The organism is Mesorhizobium sp. B2-6-2 (assembly GCF_006440615.1).
Lineage (GTDB): Bacteria > Pseudomonadota > Alphaproteobacteria > Rhizobiales > Rhizobiaceae > Mesorhizobium.
In genome coordinates this window covers 515467-539576 of the sequence record NZ_VFUG01000001.1, presented here as the reverse complement: position 1 = coordinate 539576, position 24110 = coordinate 515467, and the positions used below count along the sequence as shown (strand labels likewise).

Sequence of the window (24110 nt, the reverse complement as noted above, 5' to 3'; positions counted from 1 at the left end):
AGCCGCTCCACGCTTTTCGGCATCATGCTCTAGGCTGAACCGCCCCCGATCTCTGTCTTTTGGAACGGAAACACGCCTCAGGCGGCCTGCTTGGGGTGCTGCTCCGATTTTTCCAGATAGTAGCTCGAATAGCGGTCGAAGAACCTTTCCGAGCCGCCGAGCGAGCCGTATTTCGCCAGCTTCTTCAGATCGACCTTGTTGAGCACCGCGCCGATGACCTTATTGGCGATATAGGGCTCGGATTCCAGCATCGAGCGCACCATGTTGCGGGGCGTGCGGCCCCATTCGGCGACCAGCACAAAGCCGTCGACCAGCGGCGCGAAGGCCTTGGCGTCGACGACGGGCCCGAGCGGCGGCAGGTCGACGATGATGTATTCGAACGTCTCCTTGGCGTTTTCGATGAAGCGCCGCATGCCGGCCGAGCCCAGAAGCTCGCTGGTGTGCGAGAACTGGCCGCGCAGCACGGCGGGAATGATCGCCAGCTTGGTCTGGCGATCGACCTTGCCGACGGACTGCCAGGTCTGGCCATTGACCACCGCTTCCATCAGGCCCTGCTCGGCCTCCATGCCGAGGCTGCGGCTCAGGCCTGGATTGCGCAGGTCGCCGTCGATGAGCAAGGTCTTGGCACCGTTGGCCGCGAGCAGGCCGGCGAGGTTCGCGGCCACCGTCGACTTGCCTTCTCCAGGCAGCACCGAAATGACGCCGATGACCCGGCTGCCGCGGTCTTCCATCACCACGTCGAAGGCGATCTTGGCGTTACGCAGCGTCTCGGCGAACATCGAAGCCGGGGCGTCGATGCTGACGCGCATGCGCGCCCGTCTCTCAGCCGCGGAGAGGCTGGCCACCTTGCCGTCGGCCGGCAGGTCGTCGGCTTTGGTATCCTTGGCCTTGCCGCCGCCGATCGTCGGCAGATAGCCGAGGAATTTCAGGCCGACGCGGTCGCGAACGTCCTCGCCCGTCCTGAAGAAACGCTCGTTGAACTCGTTGAGGCCGCCGAAGCCGGCGCCAAGCATCAGGCCGAGCACCAGCGAGAGCGCCAGCACGCGCAAGGTGCGCGGGCTGGAAGCCGCGAGCGGCATCGTCGCGTCGGAAATGATGCGGACCTTGCCGACCGGGAAGGATTGCTGCTGCGAAGCTTCCTCATAGCGGCTGAGGAAGGTCTGATAGAGGGTGGTGAGCGCCTGTGCCTGCTGGTCGAGCTCCTTCAGCTTCACCTGCGACTGGTTGTCGATCGAGCTCTTACCGGCGGCGGTGGAAATCTTGTCGCGCAAAGCCGTTTCGCGCGCCTGCGCCACCTCGAAATCGTTGCGGTAGCTTTCGGTGAGCTGTTTCAACTGGCCGAAGATCTGCGCCGAGACATCGGCCTTTTCCTTGGCCAGCGCGACCGCTTGCGGGTGATCCTTGCCGAAATTCGTCTCAACGTCCTGCAGGCGCTTGGCAATGGCCAGATAGCGGGTCTTGAGCGCGATGATGACCGAGCTGCTCGGCTGGTCGGCGCCGATGGCCGAATCGTTGAAGGCGCTTTCGGAACCGCTTTCGACGATCGCCTTGTATTGCTGATAGCGGGCGCTGGCTCTGGCGGTATCGGCCTGGGCGACGATGAGCTGTGCGTTGAGATCGGCGAGCTGCTTGTCGCTCAGGAGTTGTCCGTCGCTGTTGGCAGACAATCCATGTTCGGCCCTGAACTTCTCGACGGCCATAGCTGCCCGCTGAGAGCTTTCACGCAACTCCGTGAGCCGGCCCTGCAGCCACAAGGCCGCGCGCTCGGTGGCGTCGAAGCTGGCGTTGAGCTGGTCGGCCAGATAGGCGTCGGCATAGGCCTTGGTGATGGCCGTGGCGAGTGCCGGATTTGTCGACTGATAACCGATGCTGATGACGTTGGCACGGCCGACGCGATCCGCCAGCAACCCGGTCTGCAGCATGAGAACCGCGTAGTCGTGGGTCGCGGTCTTGATCATGGCTTCGCGCGTCGCGGCGTCGACATTCTCGATGCCGGGGAGCTCGCTTGCCGAGCTGCCGCGGAAATAGCCGATAATACTGCGCAGGAACCCCACACCCTTGGCCAAAGCCGATTGCGGCGGGCTCATGAAGTCCGGGTTTTGATCGAGCTTCAGCTTGTCGACCACCACAGACGCCAGCCGCGCCGAGTTGAGAACCTCTATCTGGCTGAGAATCGTCGCGTCCGTTTGCACCGTGGCGCTCGCCGCCGAGATATCGTCGACGACCTTGTTCAGCCCTTCATCGATCAAAACGCTGGCGACCGCCGTATACTGCTTGGGCGTAGTCTGCAGATAGATGATGCCCAGGCACAGACCGATAATGGCGCAGACCGCCACCACCTTGGCCTGTCGGGCGGCCATGCCAAGCAGACGCTCGATATCGATGAAGTCTTCACCCTTTTCCGGATCGGTGCTGGGCAACGGCATCCTCTTGTCGAGGGGGAAGGTGGCATAGTTCATTTTCGGTCCAATTCCAGGTTGCAGGCGCTATCGGCCTTGGTAGATCGGCGTCGTGACCAGAAAAGACCGCGCAACGTTGCTGCCAGGATGCGCCGGGCCGGAAGGCCCGGGCGCTGGTGTGGCTGTCGCGCCATCGCGAAACCGCATATGCACCCGAAAGATGGGCATTATGCGGCTACTTCCCGGCGCTCATGCGACCGGACAAATTGCTGCAGCATCTCGAAGACAGGGCCCTCCATGTCGTCGCGCGCCAGGGCGAAGGCGATGGTCGCCTCGATGAAGCCCTCCTTGGAGCCGCAGTCGAACATGCGGCCGTCGAAAGGCTGGGCGTAAAAAGGCTGGCTCTGAGCCAGGCGCACCATTGCGTCGGTGAGCTGGATTTCGTTGCCGGCGCCGCGCTGCTGATTGCCGAGCAGCGCAAAGATCTCCGGCTGCAGAACGTAGCGGCCGTTGATGTAGAAATTCGACGGCGCATTGGCCGGCGCGGGTTTTTCGACCATCGCCGTCACTTCGAAGCCGGATGCCACGTCGGCGCCGCGGCCGACAATGCCGTATTTGCTGGTCTCGGCCGGGTCGCAGCGCTCGACGGCGATCACATTGCCGCCGGTGCGCTGATAGAGATCGACTGTCTCGGCGAGGCAGCCGCGCGCGCCGAAGGACACCATGTCGGGAAGCAGCAGCGCGAAAGGCTCGTTGCCGATCACCTCGCGCGCGCACCATACGGCGTGGCCGAGGCCCTGCGGCGACTGCTGGCGGATGAAGGAGGTGGCGCCGGCCTCCGGCAGCAGGCTCTCCAGAGACTGCAACTGCGCCTTCTTGCCGGTCTGCTCCAGCGTGCCGATCAGTTCAGGATGCAGGTCGAAATAGTCCTCGATGACCGCCTTGTTGCGGCCGGTGACGAAGACGATGTGCTCGATGCCGGCTTCGAACGCCTCGTCGACGGCATATTGCACGACAGGCTTGTCGACGACGGGCAGCATCTCCTTCGGCATCGACTTGGTCGCCGGCAGGAACCGCGTTCCGAGCCCCGCCACCGGGATGACTGCCTTCCTGACTTTCTGCATCTGCTCTTCCTTCTGAGAGAAAAGATTTCTACCTGTCGCCGGCTATCAAATCGCCAGCATGCTTCATCTCCCCACCCCCACGGCGAACTTGCGCCGCAAGCCTTCTGAGCCGGACCGCGATCGGCATCGACATATGCCCGATCGCGGCCGGATCCCTGAGCGCCGCGCCGATCGCCTTGAGCGGGGCGCGTGCCTTGATGTGCTGAACCAGGGACAGGAACGACGCCGCCTTGCGCAGGCTGCGGCCACGCCTGGCGAAAGCCGCCTTTGCGTCGCTGTCCATGGGATATGCCGCCGCGAACACGGCATCGGCGCGCGTCATCGCCTCGACGTGATGCAGTTCGAGCACGCGCGAGATCGAGCCGGTGCGGATGTGGTAGGCATAACCGACGGTCGGCTCGACCACGCAACGGCCGCCGCTGGCCAGCGCGCTTGCGAGCAGAATGTAGTCCTCGCCGATGCGCAGCTTCTCGTCGTAGCGCAGCTTGTTGTCGTCAAGGAACCGGCGCTGGAAGATCGGCTTGAGATAGCCGAAATTGAAGCGCGATTCGAAGACCAGATTGCCGGCGATATAGTCGGCCAGCGAGATTTCGCGCAAGCCTTCGAGATAGCCGGCCGGGAACATGGTGTCGTCGGGCGTGCCGTCCTCGCGCACGACCTGCACATTGTCGACCGCAATCTGGGCGACCGCCGCTTCGGCGCGGGAGATCATCGCGGCCAGGCGACCGGGAAGGACCGCGTCGTCGGAATCAAGCACCGCCACCCAGCGGCCGCGCGCCAGGTCAAGGCCGGCATTGCGGGCGCCGCCCGGACCGCGATTGGCGGGCAGCGCCACCACCTTGACGATGTCTTGCGGATAAGCGCGCGCCACATCCAGCGTGCCGTCGCTCGACTGGTCGTCGACGACGATGACCTCGACGGTCACGCCGAGTTGCGCGATCGCGCTGGCGATGGCGCGGTCGAGAGTCGCCTCGGCGTTGTAGGCGGCGATGACGAAGCTGACGTCAGGCTGCACGCTTGTTCCCTTGTTCTGGCGACGTGAGGCCGTATTGGCGGATTTCACGGACGCCGACCAAACCGCTGACGACACCAACGTGCATAATGCCGCGCAGCACGCTGCGGTTCCGCCGCACCGGGCTGATGGCGGTCAAAATAGCCATGCCGAAGCAGTAGGCGGCCTTGGCCGAAGCGAGCCCGACCTGGCCGGCGCGGCGCAACCCGCCGGCGCCATGTCCTATCAAGTGGCCGTGCGTCTGGCCGAAGCGGAAGCGGCGGCGGCGCAGCCAGTCGAACGCGGCCCTGGCACGCGGCACGACCTCGTCGACGAAGGCTTGCGGCGCGAAGGCGATGCGGCCGCCGGCCTTGACCATGGCGTCGAAAAACTCAGTGTCCTCGCCGCCGGTCTGGCCGCGCGCCAGGCTGAAGCGCCGGCCGCGCAGGCTCGCGTCGGCCATTTTGAGCAACACGTTGCAGGTGTAGCCTGTACGGATCTCGCCGCGCACCCAGACCGGCAAGGTGGAATGGAAGTCGCCCCTCTGCATCCAGTCCGGCGCGTCGGGGCGGTAATGCGCCCGCACCGGACCGAGCACCGCCGCAGCGCCCGTGGCATCGGCCGCCGCCATCAATTCGACCAGCCAGCCGGGCGACGCCGTCTCGTCGTCATCGATGAAGGCAACGAAATCCGACACGCTGGCGTCGAGACAGGCGTTGCGGGCAATCGAGATGTTGCGCGCCGGCGCGTGACGATAGCGGATCGGCAGCTTCAGCTCCTCGGCCAAAGCCTTCACCAGCTTCTGCGCGCTGGGCTCGTCGTCATTGTCGGCAACGACGATGCCAATCTCGACTCCCACCGGCTTCTCCAGCGCCGCGACGGAGCGCAGCGTGTCGGCCAGTTCCGGACGGCGGAAGGTGCAGATGCAGATGTCGATCGAGCGGCCGGTCATCACGCCACCTTACGCTGCAATCGAGACGCCAAAAGCTGCTGCCAGAAACCGGCCGACCAGCCGAAATGCATGACCATCGCCGAGACTCCGGCCAGCGCTATGCCGGCGTTGCGCTGGCGTATCGCCGTCACCAGGCCGTAGCCGAGGCACACCGCCGCCCATAAGAGGAACGGCACCGCCGCCAGCCAGTGGACGAAGGAAAACAGGGCGAGCAGCACCACGGGCGCAACCAGCAGCGGGATCATCTGCCGGACCTTCGGCACCATGCGGTGCTTCAAGACGTTCCTGGCGCGACCGCGGCCATAGCCGAGATACTGGAAATAGAGGCTCTTCAGCGTCGAGCGCGGATAATAGACCATCTGCGTCCTGCCGCTCATCCAGATGCGGTAGCCGGCCTGACGCAGGCGGTAATCGAGCTCGGCGTCCTCATTGTGGCTGAAGCTCTCGTCGTAACCGCCGACACGCCTGAAGGCGGCGATGCGCATCAGCGCGTGATGGCCGTGGTCGACCCATTCGCCTTCGGACATGTGCCGGTGCTTCGAGCCGCCGGTGCCGAGCTTGGAGTTCTGCGCCGCCGCGACCGCCTTCTGCACGGCGCTGGTGCCGGCAGTCAGCATCGAAACGACGATCGAATCAGCGCCGGTAGCAAGGGCCTCCCCGACCAGCCGGTCGCAGTAGTCGTCCGGATAGCCGCCATGCGCGTCGATGCGGATGAGGTAGTCGATCCCTTCGCCAAGGGCCGCCACCGCGAGATTGATGGCGGCGCTCTGGAGGCGCTTCGGATTGGCGAGCAGGATGACGCGGGGATCCTTCGCCACGACGTTTTCGACGATGGCTTGCGTGCCGTCGGTGCTGCCGCCGTCGGCGACGACGATGCGGCCGCCCAGCCGGGGCGCCGCGGGCCGCAATTGGTCGAGCAGGCCGCCGATATGGGCGGCCTCGTTGAGGCAGGGAATGACGATCAGGATCGTGGACTGCGCCGTCGGTTTTTGTTCGCCCTGTTGCGCCATCACGCGGCCGCCTGTGTCGCAAAAGCCGAAGGCACGGCGGCGAGGCCGCGCAGCTTGTCGACGAAGGCCGCGCAGTCGCTGCGGTCGTAGCTCCAGGTCTTCGGATTGCGCGCCGACACGCGCGACCTCAGGCCGCGATATTCATCTTGATCCATCCGGCTCAGCATCGCCTCGAGGCTTTCGGGCGTCGCTTCGGGCAGAAGCACGCCGATATCCCGCTGCTTCAGGAACCTGCCGGTTTCGGTATCCGCCATGGAGATCGGCACGGCGCCGAAGCGGCAGCCCTCGTAGAGGCGGTTGGGAAGCAGCCATTCGGAATTCTGGCCGGCCTCGAAAAAATCGATCGCCCAGGAGAAATGCACCTCACCGTAGATGGCTGCCATGTCCTCCGGATTGCGATAGGGGCCGCGGAAGGAAAGCCACGGCTCGGCCTCGACGAAACCGTGAAAGTCCGGAAATTCGGACAGCGCCGGACGGCCCCTGAGCACGACTTCGAAACGGCCCGCCTGCCGGCGGGTGAAATCGGCCAGCAGCTCCAGCGAGCGGCAGCAGCGCAGCGCGCCGAACCAGCCGATACGCCAGGGCGGCGGCAACGGGCTGTCGTCCTCGACAGAATGCGCGGCGATAACGGATGCTGCCTCGAAATATTTGTTCTCGATCAGCTCGACAGGTGCGACGATCTGCCCGAAAGGCTCGAAGTAATTGGCGATGAAGGCCGGCGAGCTCGTCACCAGAAGCTTCACGTCGCGCGCGAGATGGCGTTCGGCGCCACGCAGCGTCCTGCCGACGAAGTCGTCGCGCAGCACCAGACGATGGATATCGAGGCATTCATAGACGATCGGCACGCTCGCCCCGAGCGCGCCGTTGGCGCGGCGGGCCAGCGCCAGCATTTCGAGGTTGCGCGCGATGATGAGATCGGGCTTGGGCACGGCTCCCAGCTTCGCGCCGATCGACATGGCTGCCTTGGCGACCGCAGTGAGGCGCTGCGCGAATCGGCCGTCGCGCGTCGCGCCAAGGTCGACAGGCTCGATGCCCTCGATCTCGGCGACCGGGCTGGTGGTGCGGCGGAAGCCCGCCAGGGTGACCCCGGCGCCGCCTGCCTTGAGCATCTGTATTCTCCGGCGCACCGCCGGGTCGGATACGTCATGCACAAGGTACAAGACATGCAGCATGTAACTCGACCGCTGTTGGGCCCACCCATCGAGGATGCTAGTACAGCTTTTGCTGCATCGCAACAATTTTGGTGCGCCGTAGCAAGCGCTCGGACATTTTTTGTTGCACTGCAAAAATCATAAGCTACTCTCAGCCTGCTTGGCGTCGATCCGGATTTCGCGTTGGCTTCAGCGCGGAGCAGCACGCCAGATCGCGACGCGGATCGCGTGGCAGCACTCCGGCAAACATGCCGTTTTAACCGACGTGGCCTGGCCACGAACGCGAAACGAGGTTCCCCATGAAAGTCGTGATCGAAAACACGGTGTGTCTGAACACTGGCGATGCCGCGATCCTTTTGGCTATCCGCCATATTCTCAGATCGATCGTCGGCGGCGATGTGCAGTTCCTGGTTTTCGACAGTCAGCCCGACGTCGCGGCCAGGCTTTACCCGAAGAGAGATTACCCGGATCTCGAATTCCACAAGCTGCTGTCGGAATCCCTGTTCAGGGATCAGCATGGCGGCGGGATAAAGGGCCGGCTCAAGTCGATCTACAATCGGGGAGTCTTGCGCGCCTTGCGCCGCTTTGCCCAAAACGGCGCAAGCAGCGTTTTCTTCAGCAGAAGCGACCGCCACGGCCTTGAGGCCTATGCGAGCGCCGACCTGGTGGTGACGACAGGCGGAACCTATCTCGTCGAGAACTACGATCTTGAAAAGCGGCTCAATCAATTCCGCATCGATGCGATCTTGGGCAAGGACCCGATCTTCTTCACGCAATCGCTCGGCCCGTTCAACAAAAGCTACAATCGCCAGGAGCTAGGTCCGATCTTCGATCGGGCCCCGCTCATCCTGCTGCGTGACGAGCGATCCAGAAATCACATACTGGATCTGGTGAAAGATCCGGGCAAATGCCATGTGGTCGCCGATGCCGTCTTTGCCCTGGCTGATACAGACAGGATCAAGAAACATCTCGGCAGCGCACCGGCGCCAACGGGCCGTGTCGCTATTTCCGTCCGCCACTGGAGCTTCGTCAGCGACGGTGAGGATGGCATGCGACGCTATCTCGATTCGATCCGGGAGATCGCCACAATTCTTGTCAGGGACTACGCCAAGGAGGTGACCTTCATCTCAACCTGCCAGGGTGTGCCGGAATATGCCCATGACGACGCCAGGACTGCGCGGGCGATCGTGGCCGAACTCGACCCGGAAATCGCCGAACACGTCAACGTCGACGCCGCATTTCATACGCCCGACCAACTGATGGCGCTGGTGAAGGATTGCGACTTCGTCGTCGCCACGCGCATGCATATGATGATCATGTCGCTTTGCGTCGGCACGCCGGTGCTGCCGATCGCCTATGAATTCAAAACCAAGGAAGTCGCCAAGCGCATCGGCGTCGACGACCTTCTGCTCGACATCGATACCGTAACGCCGTCGGAAGCAGCCGAAAAACTCGGCAGATTCATCGCCAGTCTTGACCACTATCGCCGGGCAAGCCTTGAGGCCGTGCTGGAAGAGCATGCGTCGGCAATGTCGGCAACCAGGCCGTTGTCCTCCTTGATAGGCAACCGCTTACCCAATGTTGCTGGCGACGTTGGCAAGAGTGGCGAACAACGCCTTGCGCGACTGCGGAACAGCAAGCATGAGGGCCAAGGCGAACCCGTAGTTTAGGACAACCGCCACAAGGATCGTGAGCAGGTCCGACTGATCGGTCAGCAACGCCGGCAGCGACAGATACGAGAGCCAGGCGAGCAGGGACGAGACGATGAAGAGCCCCTGTATGCCCAGAAAATCGCCGGCGGTCACCGGGCCGACACGATGGATCAGGGCGGCAAGCACCGGGATACGCAGCACGTAACCGCTGATGGCATAGGCAGCCGCGACGCCGATGGCGCCCCAATGCAGGCCGACGATGAAGGAGGCGACGGTCGTCAAAGACGAATAGATGCCCCAATGAAACATCGTCTTCGTCTTGCCCTGGCAGATGAATATCCACCCCGTGGTGCTCGATACCGACTGCATCAGGCCGGCGATGCCCAGCCAGGCGAAAATCGGCGCCACGGCCATCCAACGCTCGCCGAAGAGAAGCCTGACCACCTGCTCCGAAGTCAGTGTCAAGGTGGCAATGCCGGGCATGGTGATAACGGCCAGCAGCCAGTTTGTCCGGACATAGATGTCTCGAAATCGCTGCTTGTCCTCATGGATGCGGCTGAGCAGCGGCACCATGATACGCGTCAGCGGCTGGTTGATGTTCTGCAGCGGAAAGAGCAGAAGCTTGTAGGCGCGATCATAGTAGCCCAGCTCGACCGCGCCGGAATATTTTCCGATGAGGATGTTGTCGAGGTTGCGGGACAGAAAATTGACAAGGTTGAAGCCCGTGAGGTTCGCCCCGAACCTGAATATGTCGGCGTCGACCTTGAGATTCGGCCAAGACGGTGTCCAGCGCGTCACCAACCAGCCGGCAACCAGCGCTACGATAGCCGACACAGCCGGACCCAAAACCAGAGACCAATAGCCAAATCCTAAATACGCCGCGGTTGCGGTAGCGAGCAGCCCCACGGCCGCGGTGATTGCGTCGTTGAGCGCAAGCTGGCCAAATTGCAGATGGCGGTTCATCAGGGCAAGCGGCACTGCGGCAAGACTGCCAAAAAGCAGCGGCACAGCGGAAGCAAGTGTTATCCCCCACATCCGCTGATCGCCGTAGAAAGCGGCAATGGCGGGGGCCAGGCAAGCCACGACCGCGCCGGCGCACAGGCCGACAACCGCGCTCAGCCAGAAGACTTGGTTGAGTTGCCGTTGATCGATCTCCTTGCGCTGGATGACCGCCTGCTGGAGGCCCAGATCCTGAAGCAGGCCGACGAAGGCCACGATCGGTCCCACGGAAGCCACCAGGCCGAAATCCTCGGGGACGAGCAGCCGGGCAAGGATGACGACCGAAAGAAACTGGATCGCTATCTTGAAGCCTTGCGCGCCGGCCGTGACCAGCCCGCCGCGCAAGGCAACGCGACCAAATTGCGGGGGCGGCGGATTGGCATTCATGTGACGGATCCGGTCTCCGCTAGCCGCGCGACGATCTGCGCAAAGCGTTCATTCAAGGTATCAGCATTGAAATCCGCCTCGACCTTCCTTCGAGCGGCAAGCGCTATCGGCTCGCACAGGCCCGGGTTCTCGGCGATCCAGGTGAGTTTGCCGGCAAGCGCGGCGACGTCCCGTTCGGGCACGAGGAAGCCAGTCTTGCGATCCTCGATCAGCTCCGGAATCCCCGAATGGTAGGTGCTGACAGCGATCAGGCCGCCGGCCATCGCCTCCATGAGCGCAACCGGTATTCCTTCCAGATCGCCGTCTCGCCCGGCGACGCTTGGCAGAAGGAAGACATGGGCGTCGCGCAGGCGCTGCTTCACCTCGCCGTGCGGACGCGGTCCGAGGAAGGTCACCCTGTCGGCAATACCGAGGTCGACGGCGGTAAGCTTCAATGCCTCCAACAATTCCCCGCCGCCGATCACCGAATAGGTCCAGTCGCGGTGCGGCAGGCAAGCGAGGGCGCGAAGCGCATATTCGGTCCCCTTTTTCTCGGTCAGCCGGCAGACCGAGATGAAAGACAACGTACGCCCCTGCCAGGAACGCCAGCGATATTCGATCTCGCTTGGGCGAATGCCCATATGGTGAACCGCGACTTGTGCCGGCGCGGCACCGGCATCGACCAGGGCCTGACGGAAGAATGCGTTCACAGGGAGCTGGAGAGCCCCTTTTTCGAAAACGGGCCTGTACTGGTCCAGGGTGCCGTCATGCAACGGCCTGCCGACATCGGTGCCATGGAATATGGTCACCAAAGGCGCGGAAATCCTGCGCCGCTTCATGACGCGGGCGACGCGCAGGCCGTTATGGCCAAAATGCGCCACGATCACATCGACGTTTCGCAGCTTTTGTGCGTTGGCCAGGTCGATGAAGGTCGAAAGCTTGTCCCAAAATCTGCCGGACCATTTCCGGAGCAGTGAGCGGTAGCGATTCAGGCCACCCCACCAGGAAACGACAGGTCCGGGCAATGTCTGCCAACGTGCATCGTCCACATTGCTATCCTTGCCAAAAGCCATCTCGTTGCAGACGACGCTGACTTTCATTCCTCTTTCAAGGCATCCGGCAATCTGATCGAGCACGAATGTCTCGGACAAAGTGGGAAATTTATCGACTACGAAACAAATCCTCATCGGCAGGATGTTCTCGCCCAGATCAGGCTGGAAATCTCGCCGGCAGGGCCTGACGCATGCGGCATGAACTTTGACTCCTGTCGGCGCAACCTATTGCAGGTTTTGCCGCATCGCAACATTTTTGGTGCGGTGCAGCAAATCGGTCCATCTCCCTTGCTTGCAAGCTACGCAGCGTGGCGGACGCCCTGCCGAGCCGCTCTTTCCAGCAGATCGAGAAACACCACCAGTTGCCGCGCGGGATCGAGCTCCGGGCGCTTGGAGAAGGCCAGAGCCGAGGCCGAAAGCCGTTCGTATTCCTGGCGATCATTCCACAGGCGCGTCACCGCCGACGCCCAGTCGGTAAGCGGGGCGTCGTAGTCGAGCACCACGCCGCCGGGACCGATGGCTTCGGGCAGGCCGCCGCGCCTCGATCCGACGACCGGGATGCCGCTGCAATGCGCCTCGGACGCGACGCGGCCCCAGGCTTCCTCCCATTTGCTCGGGGCAAGCAGGATCCTGGTGCGGCCATAGACCGTCTTCATGTCGTCGGTGCGGTTTTCCAGCGTGACATTCGAGAGCGGCGCGATGGTCTTTTCGATGCGGGCACGATGCTCGTCCTCCAGTTTCCAGCTTTCCACGAACAGGAACGGGATCTCCGGACAGGCGGCCGCAATCCTCACCGCCAGATCGAACCCCTTCTCTTCATAGGGATTGATCATGGTGACGAATTCGCCGGTCGTATGCGTGCAGTAGAGCGCGTCGTTGATGGTCGGCGGAAGAACGGTGGACTCGATGCCGAATTGTTCCTTGTAGGTGCGCGCGGTGAATTCCGAATTGGCGATGTACAAAGCCGAATTGAGTTCGCGCGGATCGCCGGCAAGCTCGTGAAATTCGACATTGTGCAGATAAACGACCAGCGGCACGCCTTCGGCAAGAAGCGCCTTTCCGAGCAGGACGGATTTGTGGCACTGCACGACCGCGACGTCCGGTTGGGTCTTCTCGACGGCGAAGCCGGCCGCCTCCCAGGGGAACCAGGCGCGCATCACCGGATAGCCGGGGAAATTGTCGACGACCGCGGGCTGCCGCAACAGCTTCATCTTGGCGCGCGCCTTGAGGCCGAACATGCCGTCGCCGAACAGCGAGGCGAGGACCGACGCCTGATGGCCGTGCTCGATCAGCTGTTCGACCAGGTGATGCGTATTGGATTGTACGCCGCCGGTGAACTCGGGAATGTACCCGTTGCCGCTTGCAAAAAGCACTTTCATCGTTCTGCTCCTAATTCGGCCCGGGCGAGTATCCGCAAGCCACGGCTCATCAGCTTGCGCCGCGCGCCAAGGGAAGCTTCGACGTCATCGCCCGACACAGCCGGCCGAGCGAAGCGGAAAGCGACAGCGCCGAATACTCCCGCAACAATTTCGAAGCCGGGATCACCTTTCCCGCCTTCAGGTCCCGCGCCAGATAATGCGGGAAGGAATGCATGTATTCCCTGACGATGTCGGCCTTCAGCGGTCCCGACCTCCATGCCTTCACCGCCGAGACGAATTCGTCGGCCGGGGCGGATGCCAAACCTGTATCGTAGGCTTCGAACGTACGCCGCACGATGGCGCGTTCCTTGTCGCTGAGCGACGTCTTTCCGGCTCGTTCGGCAAGCAGGGCGTAGCGGCGGATGTCCTCGGCCGCGTGATGCCACAAACCCTTCCTGGCCATGATGCTCGACCGCTGCAGCAGCGCCTGCATCTCGAGATCGGCGGTCTTCGGCAAGGCCTGCTCCGAGCGATCCAGATACTCATGCAGATCGACCGACTTGTAGACCTCCTCCATGATCGCCCGGTCGTACGCGCCCCAGGCCTTGATCCGGTCGGTGTAGGAAATGACCACCTTGGTGCTGCCGCGGACCATGTCGTGCTGGCGCTGGAAGAACATCAAGCCGTCGACCCTGACGCCCTTGAACCGGCGCGCAAGCCTCAACATCATCTCGTAGTCCTGCGACCGGACCAGGGTCTCGTTGAAACCACCCACCTCGTCGTAGCATCGGCGGCGCACCAGGAGACCCGGCTGGTGGACGTGGCAATATTCGAGATGCGACGGGAAGAAATTGTCCTGGCTGACATGGCCGAAGGCGACGATCTCGTAATCCTGCTCCTCGATCTGGGCCGAACGCTGGAAACGCGCATACTCGCCGAATGCAAAATCGGCGGCCGGCTCGCGCTCGAAGGCGGCGAGAAACCGCTCAAGCGCCGTCGGGTGCGCGACGTCGTCGTCATCGAATATCCAGACGAAATCTCCTGTGCAGCGCTTCAGGGCAAAATTCAACGCCGTCGATTTCCCGCCATTCTCCTTGCGGTAGTATTCCACCGGCGCCGGGAAAGAGGCCGCCACCGCGCCGGTATCGTCCGTCGAGCCGTCGTCCACGATCAGGATCTGATCCGGCACCACGGTCTGCCGCAGCAGGCTGCCGATGGATTCGGGCAGGAATTTTTGCCGGTTGAAGGTGGGGACGATGACGGTGACCGTCGGTTTGCGCTGCGCAGCCATTGATGACCTCATACTGTTGCCGATGCCCCGTTCGCCGGCATGAGTCCACAGCCATGGCGACGGCCATTGTCCTTGAGGCAATCAGCAGTCATGCCGCCATCCTGCCGATCGAGAAGTATTCGATGCCGTAGCGCGCGATCACCTTGGGATCGTAGAGATTGCGGCCGTCGAAGATGACCGGCGTGGTCAGCGCGTCCTTGAGCGCATCGAAGGACGGCGCGCGGAAGCTCTTCCATTCGGTGCAGATCAAAAGCGCGTCGGCGCCGCGCAGCGCCGCTTCCTTGGTGCCGCACAAAAGCAGATCCTCGCGCAGGCCGTAGATCGCCTGGCACTCCTGCATCGCCTCGGGATCGTAGGCCTGCACCTTGGCGCCGGCCGCCCACAACGCTTCCATCAGCGTGCGCGCCGGCGCCTCGCGCATGTCGTCGGTGTTGGGCTTGAAGGCCAGCCCCCAGACGGCGAAGGTCTTGTCCCTGAGCGCGCCCTTGAAATAGTGGTTGACCTTGTCGAACAGGACCGACTTTTGCGCATTGTTGCGCTCCTCGACGGCGCGCAGCAATTTGGCGTCGAACTTGACGCCCTCGGCGGTCTTGATCAGCGCGCGCACATCCTTGGGGAAGCACGAGCCGCCATAGCCGAGGCCGGGATAGATGAAGTGGTAGCCGATGCGCGGATCCGAGCCGATGCCCTTGCGCACCTCCTCGATGTCGGCGCCCAGCTGCTCGGCCAGATTGGCCATCTCGTTCATGAAGCTGATCTTGGTCGCCAGCATGCAGTTGGCGGCGTATTTGGTGAATTCGGCGCTGCGCACGTCCATCACGATCATCTTCTCGTGGTTGCGGTTGAACGGCGCGTAGAGCTCGCGCATCACCATCTCGGTGTCCTCGCTGGAGGTGCCGACGATGATGCGGTCCGGCTTCATGCAATCGGCGACCGCCGAGCCTTCCTTGAGGAATTCGGGGTTCGAGGCGACGTCGAAGGCGAGATCCTCGCGGCCGCGCTTCTTCAGCGTTTCGGCGATCCTGGCCTTCACCTTCTCGCACGTGCCGACCGGCACGGTCGACTTGCCGACGACGATCTTGGCGCTGTCCATCTCACGGCCGATGGTCTCGGCGACGGCCAGCACATATTTCAGATCGGCCGAGCCATCCTCGCCGGGCGGCGTGCCGACCGCGATCATCTGGATCTGGCCATGCCTGACCGCCGCTGCCGCGTCGGTGGTGAAGCGGATGCGGCCGGCCGCGTGGTTTTCCCTGACGAGGGCCTCCAGGCCCGGTTCGAAAATCGGGACCAAGCCCTGGTTGAGCCGCTCCACCTTCTTCTCGTCGATATCGACGCACACCACCTCATGGCCGACCTCTGCCAGCACAGCGGCCTGGACGAGACCGACATAGCCAATCCCAAACACCGTCAAATTCATTTGGTTCTATTCCTGTCAAAGGCCGGGCCGCAAAAGCGGTCCGGCCGGTTCAGATGTCCCTCAGGCCCAACGGCCCAGTTGGTTCGGCATGATCCTATCCCAAAATCGGTTCCACTTTGGCGATCATGCCTAGTTGGAATTGCTTATGCTGCATGCCAGCGATTCCGGAAATTGGCATGGCTGGCCCAAAGCGGTGAAAGCGACCCGCTTGACCTCCATGGTCACCTTGCTGCCGGGATCGACAAAGGCGCCCATCCAGTTGGTCAGCTTGTCGCTGCCCCAGAGGCTGAAGAAGATTTTCTGTGAATGCTTCGGCAACTCGTCGGGGTTGGTCACCTCATGGACGAGCTTGCCGTTGACGTACCAGCGCAGCCGGTCCTTCTCCCAGACGAAGCCATAATCGTTGAAGCCCTTATCGGCGCCGCCTTCGACATCGACAAGCTTGCCGTTCTTCGGCTTGCCCTGGATATAGCTGTTGACCTGCACCTTCGACGGATCCTTGGTGAGGACCTCGAAGTCGATCTCGTCCCAAGGCTGTTTGTCCTGCGGGCCGATATAGGAGAAGAAGGCGGCGTTGAGGCCGGAGCCGGTGCCGGTCTTCATCCGTGCCTCATAGACGCCGTAGCCGTAGCGCTGCTTGGTCTGGATCTCGGCGCAGGCGAACTCGCGGTCCTTCAGCTTGCGCTTTTCGAAGCCCAACGAAAGCACGCCGTCGGAAAGCCGCACGAGATCTTTCGACCACGTGCAGTTCTGGTGGGCGCCATTGGTCCAGCCGTCCGAGACGAACCAGCGGGACTGGCTGAAATTCGAGAAATCATCGACGAAGGACGGCGCGCTTTGCAGCTCTTGCTGCGCCGCTTGCGCATGCGCGGGTTGCGGGCCCGCCGCAAGGGCCGCAACGACCGCAAACAGGGCGCCGACCACGCCGAGCCTCAGGCTGGTTAATCCGCTCCCTGGCGCCTGCGACATCGCGCAAGCCGCCTCGGTGGAGGTGTTGTCCGGATCTGCGTTCATAACAAACTCACCTTGTGTTGTCCGCCCAACCCAAAGTCATCCTCGGTTCGCATGAGCGAGCCGCTTCCGATCTTCCGCCCTGTGAACTCCTCTAGTGTCCTGTAACGTCTCGTGCCGATGACGGCGCCTGACGCGCCGTCAGCCTCTTGCCGTCGCCTGCGCAGCAGACCGGTCGGCACCATCCTCGACGATCGCGTCGAGCGAATGGCGCAGTTCCTTCACCAGGCCTTTCTGGCGAGCGAGCTCCGCAATGCGCCGCTCGCAGTTCAGGATCGACTTGGTCATCGCGGCGACATCCGATCCCTTGCTGGCCGACGCCGAACCATTCTCCATCGCCTCGACCAGAAAGGCGGCGTTGGCAGCCGTCGACTTATAACGATTCTCCAGTCCGGTTTTCTCCGCCTCGATCTCGGCCGCGATCTGATCGAACAGCTTCGCCAGCCGGTCGAAACGCTGGAGATCGGTCTGCCGGTCGCGAGCCGGATCCCGGGATCTGAAGCTAAAAATCGAAGCCATCCTATCGGCCTTTCGAAATTGCTGCATTGCAACATAGAGTGCCATTCCAGCAGCGACTAGGCAACATCATAGTTTCCGGAATGCGATTTTTTGAGGGACGGCGGCTTCCGGGACAATGCGGATCACCCGCTTGCGGCGCTGGTTGCCGCCATCAGGAAGCGCGTCGGCGGCATCTGCTGCGGCGCAACAATCCCGGTGCGGCGGAACAGCGCGTCGAGCTTGTCGGTGGCAACGCCGCGCACGATCGGGATCAGATTCGACTGGCTTGCGAAAGCGTAGGCCGCGGCCGATGCCAGCCCACGCTCGGCTTTCACGTCAAGAAAGTTGCGCAGCCGGTATTTGTCGCGGACATGGCGCTCATGGCGCCGCAACGCGGCCTTTGAGCGCTCCGGAAGGCTGTCTATCTGGAGCAGCGCCAGATCGGCATCGGCAAGACGCTTCAAATCCTGCGTCCTGTGGCGGCCGCTCAGCGAATCGGCGCGCACGATCGCCCCATAGCCGCAAGATTTGATGATCTTGAACCGAGCCCCGTAAGCGACAGCGCGCGCGTAGAGCTCGTAGTCCTCGCCAAGCCTGAGGTTCTCATCGTAGCTCAACCCATGCCGCTCGAGGAAAGCCCGGCTGATCACCGGCTTGAGGAAACCGAGCTCGCCGCGCCGCACACGGCGGCGCGAGATGTTGCCGTCGATGAAGCGCTCGAAATCGAGAAATTCAGGCTCGGCCGCGAAAGGCGGGGCGGCGACCTTGGCGAGGTCGGTCGCGGCATCGTCGCGGATCAGCATGATGTTGTCGGCGGCGAAATCCCAGTCGGCGCTGGCGAAAAGCCGGCGGAAGCGGCCTTCGAGGAAGAAATCGTCGGCGTCGAGAATGCTGATGAAGGGCGATTTGGAGGCCTGGATAGCGGCGTTGCGCGCGGCGGAAGGACCGCGATTGACGTCGAAACGGATGACGGCAAGCCGGCCGCTGCCGTCGTCGGCGGCCAAAGCCACATCCTTGGTGTCGTCGGTGGAGGCGTCGTCGATCACGACGACTTCGGCGACTTCGGCCTCGCGCAGCGCCGAGGCGATGGCGCCGGGAATGGTGCGCGCCGCATTGCGCGCGGCGATGATGACGCAGACCCCGGAGGTCGTTGTGGGCGTCGTCACGGGCATGGGCTCACCTTTCGCTTGCATGATTGGCCGCCCCGCCCACGATTCTGATCACTTCGCTCCGCGCCGGCTCGGCCGTGGCCGGGCGCTCGAAGATGCGCCGGCTGAGGTCGGCGGAGGCCGCCCAGCCGGCTTCGGCTAGGTAGCGGACCGGCTCGCGGCCGCAGAGTTCCCACAGCACATGGCGGCGCTGCGGCCAGCGCAGGGACGCGAGCCACGGCGCCATTACCATGTGGAAGAGGTCGGCGTTGTCGATGCGGGCCAGCATGCGGGTGGCGCGATCCGAAAGCAGCGTGCCGTCGCCGCCGAGCAGCACGTCGGCGGCGCGCAATCCCAAGAGCAGCGTATCCGCCAGGCCCTGTTCGGCGGCGTGGTCGAGCACCCTCCGCTGCTCGGCTTCGCTCAGGCGGCTGGCGCTGGCCCTGACGTCGCAGACATAGCCGGCGCAGGGCTCGCGGTTGAAAAAGGCCTTGGCGACGCTGATCGAGGACAAAAGCAAGGTGTCGGCCGCCGAGATGATCGGCATGGCGGCGCCGGCCACCTCGACTTCGCGCTTGCGGCGCAGGAAGCCGTCGGTGTCGCGCGGGCTGGGCGAACCCGGCTGCTGCAGCCGGTGGTGGAGGTCGACCGTCGAGGCCCTCGCGCCGTCTTCGCGCACCATATGCTGCTCACCGAGGAAGCGCACCCACCAGACCGAGCGCGACTTGCCGGCAACCTCATAGCCCATCGTGCGCAACGCATCGCGGGCCTTGGCGAAACCGGTCGGCGAAACCAGTATGTCGACGTCGCCGGATGGCTTCATGAAATGGTCGCCATAAAGCAGATGCTGCTGGAGCGGCCCCTTGAGGAAGACGAAATCGACCTGCCTGTCGCGCAGCACACGAGCGATGGCCATCGAATCGCCGATGCAAGCGACGTTCATCGACATGGTTCGCCGGCGGTAGCTGTCGAGCCAGCCAGGCAATTCCGCAGGCGCGGCATCCGTGGGCGCCGGCGCGAGCGCCTTGAGCAGGAACACGGCGACCTTGTTCAGCCTGGCGACGTCGGCGACATTGGTGGCCGAAACTGGGGTTGCCGAAATTGGGGTTGCCGAAATTGGGGTCGCGGTGTTCGGGGCGGCCGACACCGTCGGCGCGGGCACATCGACCCGGCCATCCGTGATATTGGCTCGTGGCGCGAAAAACAGCCTCAGGCAGGCCTGCACATAAGCGACTTCGTCGGCGCAGCCGGCGGCGCGCAGCCTTTCATAGGAGCCATCCTGCACCGCCATGCCCGATGTCGTTCTCCGCAAAATGCCGCCCAAAGGGGTTATACTGCAACTGCGAAGAAAAGCATCGGAAAAATTGGTGCGATCACGCTAAAAGCGGCTGAGGTCGCCTCCTGACCGCAACCCCAGCGTTTAAAAATCGCTATGCGTTCAATCACTTTTGAAGACAATTCCAGGGGCGTCCCGGCTGGCCGGAAAATGGCGATTTTTTGAGGCAATTTCTTCGCAATTGCGATATGTCTTTTTTGCCTGAGAAATTATCGCTGATAAATCAAATGGTTACCTAAACAGTATGGACCTGCGGTTGAATTCCTGGATGGGTGAAGTTTAGGATGACGCTGCCTACGCCTTGATCAACAACGGATGCGAGCGCAACCAAGAATTGATTAATGCTTGGTAAATCAAGCTTGACTCATGGATGTTGCCATGCAGCAATTGCGCTGCAGCATAGCGATATGTTGGCGGCATTCTGCAGCCGCTTCCAGTCCTTAATTGGAGAGTACAATGGAACAGAATGTTGAAAAGCATGAGTATGAAACCCCCAGCCTGACGGTTCACGGTTCGATTGAAACTATCACGCAGGGCGGTGCGGGCACGACGGCGCTCGACGCGAGCTTTCCCGCGCACACGCCGGTCGGCGAGCTGACTTTCTCTTAAAACTCAGACAGGTATCCGGGTGTCTGAGTTGGGGCTCCGGATGCTCTCCAACAGGTGAGCCGGGGGGCTTTTGTCCCCCGGATTCCTGCCGAGGGTCGCAGGCAACCGATCCCGGTGGAAGCCATAGGGCGCGACGGGCCAGCAACGAGGTTTTAGGATGCACTGGAACCCTTCGGACCATGACCGCGTCGTCGCGACGAACGAGGCGGTGGCTTGTGAATTCGGCGCCGGACTGGCGCTGCTCCACCTCAAATCCAATGTCTATTACAGCCTGAACGGCGTCGGTGCCTTCATCTGGGAGCAGATCCAGGAGCCGCGATCGATGCTCGATATCCGCAGCGCCGTGCTTGCGCGCTACAATGTCGATGCCGAACGCTGCAGGGCCGATGTCGAGGGCTTGCTCAAGGGGCTGAGCGAAGCAGGGCTTGCGAGGCTCTACAATGAGGAACTGGTCTAGGCTCCGCTCGCTGAGCGCCCGGGAAATGCTGTTTCTGGCGCGCTGCCTGACGGTGGTGAGCGTTGTGCGGCTCGCGCTGACGCTGTCCTCCTATAACCGTGTCCGTAGGCTGGTGACGGGACTGCACGCCAGACGCGACGCCAGCGTCGCCGACCTGCGGCGTGTCGCATGGGGCGTTGCCGCCGCGGCGCGGCTCGTGCCGGGCGCCAGCTGCCTGACCCAAGCGCTGGCCGGACAATATCTGCTCGCCCGCCAGGGCAGCGCCTCGAAAATCAGCATCGGCATCGAGCAAGGGACTGGCAGCGAGCTCAAGGCGCATGCCTGGCTGATGAGCGGCAACCACATCGTGCTTGGCGGCTCGATCAAAGGATTTGCCCATCTGGTCGACCATGGGTCGTGAGCGATGAGCGGCGTCGCTGGAATCGTGCTCAGCGACAACAGCCGGCCCGCCGCGGCCGGCGATATCCAAGAGATGCTTTCGCGCATGCGCCACCGCGCCCGCGACGGCAGCTCATGGTGGGCGGACGGCAGCGTCGCGCTCGGCCACGCCTGGCTCGACACGACCGGCGAGGACGGGCCCGGGCCGCTGACGATGGCCGGCGGCAAGCTCGCCATCACCGCCGACTGCCGGCTGGACAATCGCGACGAGCTTCTGGCGCGGCTCGGCATGCGGGACCGGTCGGTCGCCGACGCGGTGCTCATCATGCGCGCCTATCTTAAATGGGGCGAGGCCTGCCCGACCTATCTGCAGGGCGATTTCGCCTTCGCCATATGGGATGGCGAGCGCCGGGCGCTGTTTTGCGCGCGCGATCATTTCGGCGTCAAACCTTTCTACTATCATTCGACCGGCAGGCGCTTCGCCTTCGCCTCGGAGATGGGGCCGATCCTGGCGCTGGACGGCGTCGGCAGGCGGCTCAGCGAACACCAGATTTCCGGCTTCCTCGCCGGCTTGACGGACGATCCGCAGGCCACGCCCTACGCCGAGATCTTCCGCCTGCCGGCGCGGCACAGCATGACGGTCGCCGACCGCCGGGTAGTGCTGCAGCGCTACTGGCAGATCGAGCCTTCGCAGCGGCCGCCGCACCCGGACGCGGCCGAGGAATTCCGGCATCTCTTCGCGCAATCGGTGGAGAACAGGATGCGCGGCACGCCGGCCGTCGGCGCGATGCTGAGCGGCGGGCTCGATTCCTCCTCGATCGCTTGCGTTGCCGGTCTTCGCGCGGCGGCTAAGCGAAACCCGAAGCTCAAGACTTTCTCGCTGGTCTTCGACAAGGGATCGTCGATGGACGAGCAGCCGTTCATCGATGCGGTGCTCGACGACAATCCGCTCGATGCCACGCTGATTGCGGTGAGCAATTACGCGCCCTTCGCCGAGTTCGAGCGCATCCTGGAGGAACAGGAAGGCACGTTCCTGGCGCCCGGTCTGTCATTGACCCGCGACCTTTACCGCACCGCGGGCGCAAAGGGCGTCAAGGTGCTTCTCGATGGGCATGGCGGCGACGAGGTCGTCTCGCAGGGCCATGGGCACCTTCATGAACTCGCCAATGCCGGCCGTTGGCTCGAGCTGTGGCGCGAATTGCACGGCGCCGCCAACACCTATGGCGAGGGCATGTTCTCCCTCTATTTCAAGTTCCTGACCATTTATGGACCGGCCTGGCGGATCGCCCGGATGAGATCGATGGCTAGACGCCTTGTCGGCAAGGTGCGGCAGAGGCCGGCATCGGCGCCGCGCGCCTGGGCGGGCCTGGTCAATCCGGACCTTGCCAGGCGCACCGATCTTGCCGAGCGCTTTCATCGCAGCGGCTACATGCCCGCCGCCGTGAGCGCCAGCGAAGCGCTGACGCATCGCTGGCTGCTGTCCACCGGGCTGGTGCCGCACGCCTTCGAAGTGCTCGACAAGGCCGCCGCCAATTCCGGCGTCGAGCCCCGCTATCCGTTCTGGGACAAACCGCTCGTCGAGTTCTGCCTGGCGCTGCCCGGCGAGGAAAAGCTCAGGGACGGGTTTGGCCGCCACGTGCTGCGCCGGGCGATGCAAGGCATTCTGCCGCCGGCCGTGCAATGGCGGCGCGACAAGATCGATTTCACCGCCAACCTGGTCAAGGGCATGCTCGGCAACCACCGCGAGCTTCTGGACAGGCTGCTGATATCGGACGGCGAGCGGATCGCGCCCTATGTCAATCTGGCTGAAGTGAACGCCGTCTATGAGCGCGTGCTCAGCCAGCCCGAGCAGGCAACGCTGCCCGAAGTCCAGCATGTCTGGCGCTCGGTTTCGCTGTCGCTGTGGCTGCGGCAAGTCCAAGGAAGCCCCGCATGAATCTTCCGATCGCTTCCCTTGCGCGCCCGGGGCCCGCCACCGGGACAATGGCGGGACGTGTCCGCCATTTCTACAAGGCCTACGGGCTGATCGTCAGCTCGGACGTGGCCTTGCCGGAACTGACGCCGACGGCGCCGGCGACACCGGACCTGGAGATCGCGGTCGGGCAGATCGCCTTTCTCGACGGCGCATCGCATGGCGCCACGGCCTTTCGTTTCGACGCGACGCGCCAATATCTTTCCTGGCAGGCGGTCGGCACCTTCATGATCAGCGGCGCCAACCGGATCGATGTCGATCCGGCGCCGGGGATCGACGACCCGCTGCTTGCCTTTCCGCTGCTCGGGCCGGTGATGGCTCTTGCCCTGCATCGGCGCGGGCTGCTCGTCCTGCATGCCAGCGCCATTGCCGTCGGCGGCAAGAGCGTGATCTTCATGGGCGACAAGGGCGCCGGCAAGTCGACGACGGCGGGCGCGATGATCCGCGCCGGCCATCGACTGCTCACCGACGACGTCGTCGCGCTGGATTTGTCCGACCCTGGACGACCGATGATCCTGCCCGGATTTCCGCAGCTCAAGCTGGCCGCGGACGCGGCCGGCGCCATTCACCTCGAGCAGGCGGAAGTGCGCCCGCAGGTGCATCCGCAAATCGACAAGGCGCAGCATCGGCTGCACGACGGATTTGCCACTGAGGCGGTGCCGGTATCGCGCATCTATGTGCTCGAGCGCGGCGAACGCGCGGCGATCTCGCAGCTTGCCGGTGTCGCCGCGCTGCCGGCGATCATCAAATTCTCATACATCACGCGCTTCGGCCGGCAGGCGTTGACCGGCGATCTCGCCGCCACGCATCTCAGCCAATGCGCTGAGATCGCCGGGCTGATCGGCGTCAACCGCCTCGAAGTGCCGGCCGGACTCGCCAGGCTCGACGAAGCTGTCGCCGCGATCGAAACCGACCTGGCGTCCGGAACAAGGTGAG

At 63.4% G+C, this 24110-nt stretch carries 21 protein-coding genes; 6 read left to right on the top strand and 15 right to left on the bottom strand.

Features of this window, described 5'->3' with window-relative positions:
• Positions 1-77 precede the first annotated feature (77 nt).
• The 6 genes from FJ419_RS02700 to FJ419_RS02675 all read right to left on the bottom strand — a co-directional run bounded on the left by FJ419_RS02700 (position 78) and on the right by FJ419_RS02675 (position 7648).
• Entirely contained in the window at positions 78-2459 is a 2382-nt protein-coding gene (locus FJ419_RS02700) for a polysaccharide biosynthesis tyrosine autokinase (RefSeq protein WP_140687283.1), read from the bottom strand.
• Between the two features lie 167 nt (positions 2460-2626).
• Positions 2627-3523, bottom strand: coding sequence for a UTP--glucose-1-phosphate uridylyltransferase GalU (galU, locus tag FJ419_RS02695; RefSeq protein ID WP_140687281.1), 897 nt, complete (start codon positions 3521-3523; stop codon positions 2627-2629).
• 28 nt (positions 3524-3551) lie between these two features.
• Positions 3552-4538, bottom strand: a complete 987-nt coding sequence (locus tag FJ419_RS02690) for a glycosyltransferase family 2 protein (protein WP_140687279.1) — start codon at positions 4536-4538, stop codon at positions 3552-3554.
• Positions 4528-5466, bottom strand: coding sequence for a glycosyltransferase family 2 protein (locus FJ419_RS02685; RefSeq protein ID WP_140687277.1), 939 nt, complete (start codon positions 5464-5466; stop codon positions 4528-4530). Before FJ419_RS02685 ends, FJ419_RS02690 begins: the two co-directional genes overlap by 11 nt.
• Positions 5466-6476 carry a glycosyltransferase family 2 protein gene (locus FJ419_RS02680; protein WP_140687275.1) on the bottom strand — a complete coding sequence of 337 codons (1011 nt, stop codon included), beginning with the start codon at positions 6474-6476 and terminating at the stop codon, positions 5466-5468. Before FJ419_RS02680 ends, FJ419_RS02685 begins: the two co-directional genes overlap by 1 nt.
• Positions 6476-7648: a glycosyltransferase family 4 protein gene (locus FJ419_RS02675; RefSeq protein ID WP_140687273.1), complete on the bottom strand. Its 1173-nt coding sequence runs from the start codon at positions 7646-7648 to the stop codon at positions 6476-6478. Before FJ419_RS02675 ends, FJ419_RS02680 begins: the two co-directional genes overlap by 1 nt.
• 278 nt (positions 7649-7926) lie before the next feature.
• Between FJ419_RS02675 and FJ419_RS02670 the strand changes: the two genes are divergently transcribed.
• Positions 7927-9297: a polysaccharide pyruvyl transferase family protein gene (locus FJ419_RS02670; protein WP_140687271.1), complete on the top strand. Its 1371-nt coding sequence runs from the start codon at positions 7927-7929 to the stop codon at positions 9295-9297.
• Here the strand turns inward: FJ419_RS02670 and FJ419_RS02665 are convergent.
• From FJ419_RS02665 to FJ419_RS02625, 9 genes are all read right to left on the bottom strand, one after another.
• The gene (locus FJ419_RS02665) at positions 9199-10665 is read right to left on the bottom strand and encodes a lipopolysaccharide biosynthesis protein (RefSeq protein WP_140687269.1); all 1467 of its coding nucleotides are present in this window, start codon (positions 10663-10665) and stop codon (positions 9199-9201) included. The genes FJ419_RS02670 and FJ419_RS02665 overlap by 99 nt on opposite strands.
• The gene (locus FJ419_RS02660) at positions 10662-11780 is read right to left on the bottom strand and encodes a glycosyltransferase (RefSeq protein WP_246679106.1); all 1119 of its coding nucleotides are present in this window, start codon (positions 11778-11780) and stop codon (positions 10662-10664) included. The genes FJ419_RS02665 and FJ419_RS02660 overlap by 4 nt, the downstream gene beginning before the upstream one ends.
• Before the next feature lie 215 nt (positions 11781-11995).
• A complete protein-coding gene (locus FJ419_RS02655) occupies positions 11996-13075 on the bottom strand; it encodes a glycosyltransferase (RefSeq protein WP_140687265.1) in 1080 nt (359 codons plus the stop codon).
• Between the two features lie 49 nt (positions 13076-13124).
• Positions 13125-14345, bottom strand: a complete 1221-nt coding sequence (locus FJ419_RS02650; RefSeq protein ID WP_181170583.1) for a glycosyltransferase family A protein — start codon at positions 14343-14345, stop codon at positions 13125-13127.
• An 88-nt stretch (positions 14346-14433) separates the two neighbouring features.
• The gene (locus tag FJ419_RS02645) at positions 14434-15765 is read right to left on the bottom strand and encodes a UDP-glucose/GDP-mannose dehydrogenase family protein (RefSeq protein ID WP_140628899.1); all 1332 of its coding nucleotides are present in this window, start codon (positions 15763-15765) and stop codon (positions 14434-14436) included.
• A gap of 129 nt (positions 15766-15894) precedes the next feature.
• Positions 15895-16779 (bottom strand): family 16 glycosylhydrolase, encoded by an 885-nt coding sequence (locus tag FJ419_RS02640; protein WP_140687260.1) that lies wholly within the window; start codon positions 16777-16779, stop codon positions 15895-15897.
• 138 nt (positions 16780-16917) lie between these two features.
• Positions 16918-17295, bottom strand: coding sequence for a hypothetical protein (locus FJ419_RS02635; protein WP_140628896.1), 378 nt, complete (start codon positions 17293-17295; stop codon positions 16918-16920).
• 122 nt (positions 17296-17417) lie between these two features.
• The gene (locus FJ419_RS02630; protein WP_246679105.1) at positions 17418-18440 is read right to left on the bottom strand and encodes a glycosyltransferase family 2 protein; all 1023 of its coding nucleotides are present in this window, start codon (positions 18438-18440) and stop codon (positions 17418-17420) included.
• Positions 18441-18450: 10 nt separating this feature from the next.
• On the bottom strand, positions 18451-19713 hold the full coding sequence (locus FJ419_RS02625; RefSeq protein WP_140687256.1) for a nucleotidyltransferase family protein: 1263 nt from the start codon (positions 19711-19713) through the stop codon (positions 18451-18453).
• A 501-nt stretch (positions 19714-20214) separates the two neighbouring features.
• On the opposite strand from FJ419_RS02625, the gene FJ419_RS02620 reads away from it, so the two are divergent.
• The 5 genes from FJ419_RS02620 to FJ419_RS02600 all read left to right on the top strand — a co-directional run bounded on the left by FJ419_RS02620 (position 20215) and on the right by FJ419_RS02600 (position 24109).
• On the top strand, positions 20215-20367 hold the full coding sequence (locus FJ419_RS02620) for a lasso RiPP family leader peptide-containing protein (protein WP_095769314.1): 153 nt from the start codon (positions 20215-20217) through the stop codon (positions 20365-20367).
• 157 nt (positions 20368-20524) lie between these two features.
• Positions 20525-20824, top strand: coding sequence for a PqqD family protein (locus FJ419_RS02615; RefSeq protein WP_140687254.1), 300 nt, complete (start codon positions 20525-20527; stop codon positions 20822-20824).
• The gene (locus FJ419_RS02610; protein WP_140687252.1) at positions 20808-21224 is read left to right on the top strand and encodes a lasso peptide biosynthesis B2 protein; all 417 of its coding nucleotides are present in this window, start codon (positions 20808-20810) and stop codon (positions 21222-21224) included. The genes FJ419_RS02615 and FJ419_RS02610 overlap by 17 nt, the downstream gene beginning before the upstream one ends.
• Before the next feature lie 3 nt (positions 21225-21227).
• Complete coding sequence (locus FJ419_RS02605; protein WP_140687250.1) at positions 21228-23138, top strand: lasso peptide isopeptide bond-forming cyclase; 1911 nt, start codon at positions 21228-21230, stop codon at positions 23136-23138.
• Positions 23135-24109, top strand: coding sequence for a serine kinase (locus FJ419_RS02600; protein WP_140687248.1), 975 nt, complete (start codon positions 23135-23137; stop codon positions 24107-24109). Before FJ419_RS02605 ends, FJ419_RS02600 begins: the two co-directional genes overlap by 4 nt.
• Position 24110: the final 1 nt, after the last annotated feature.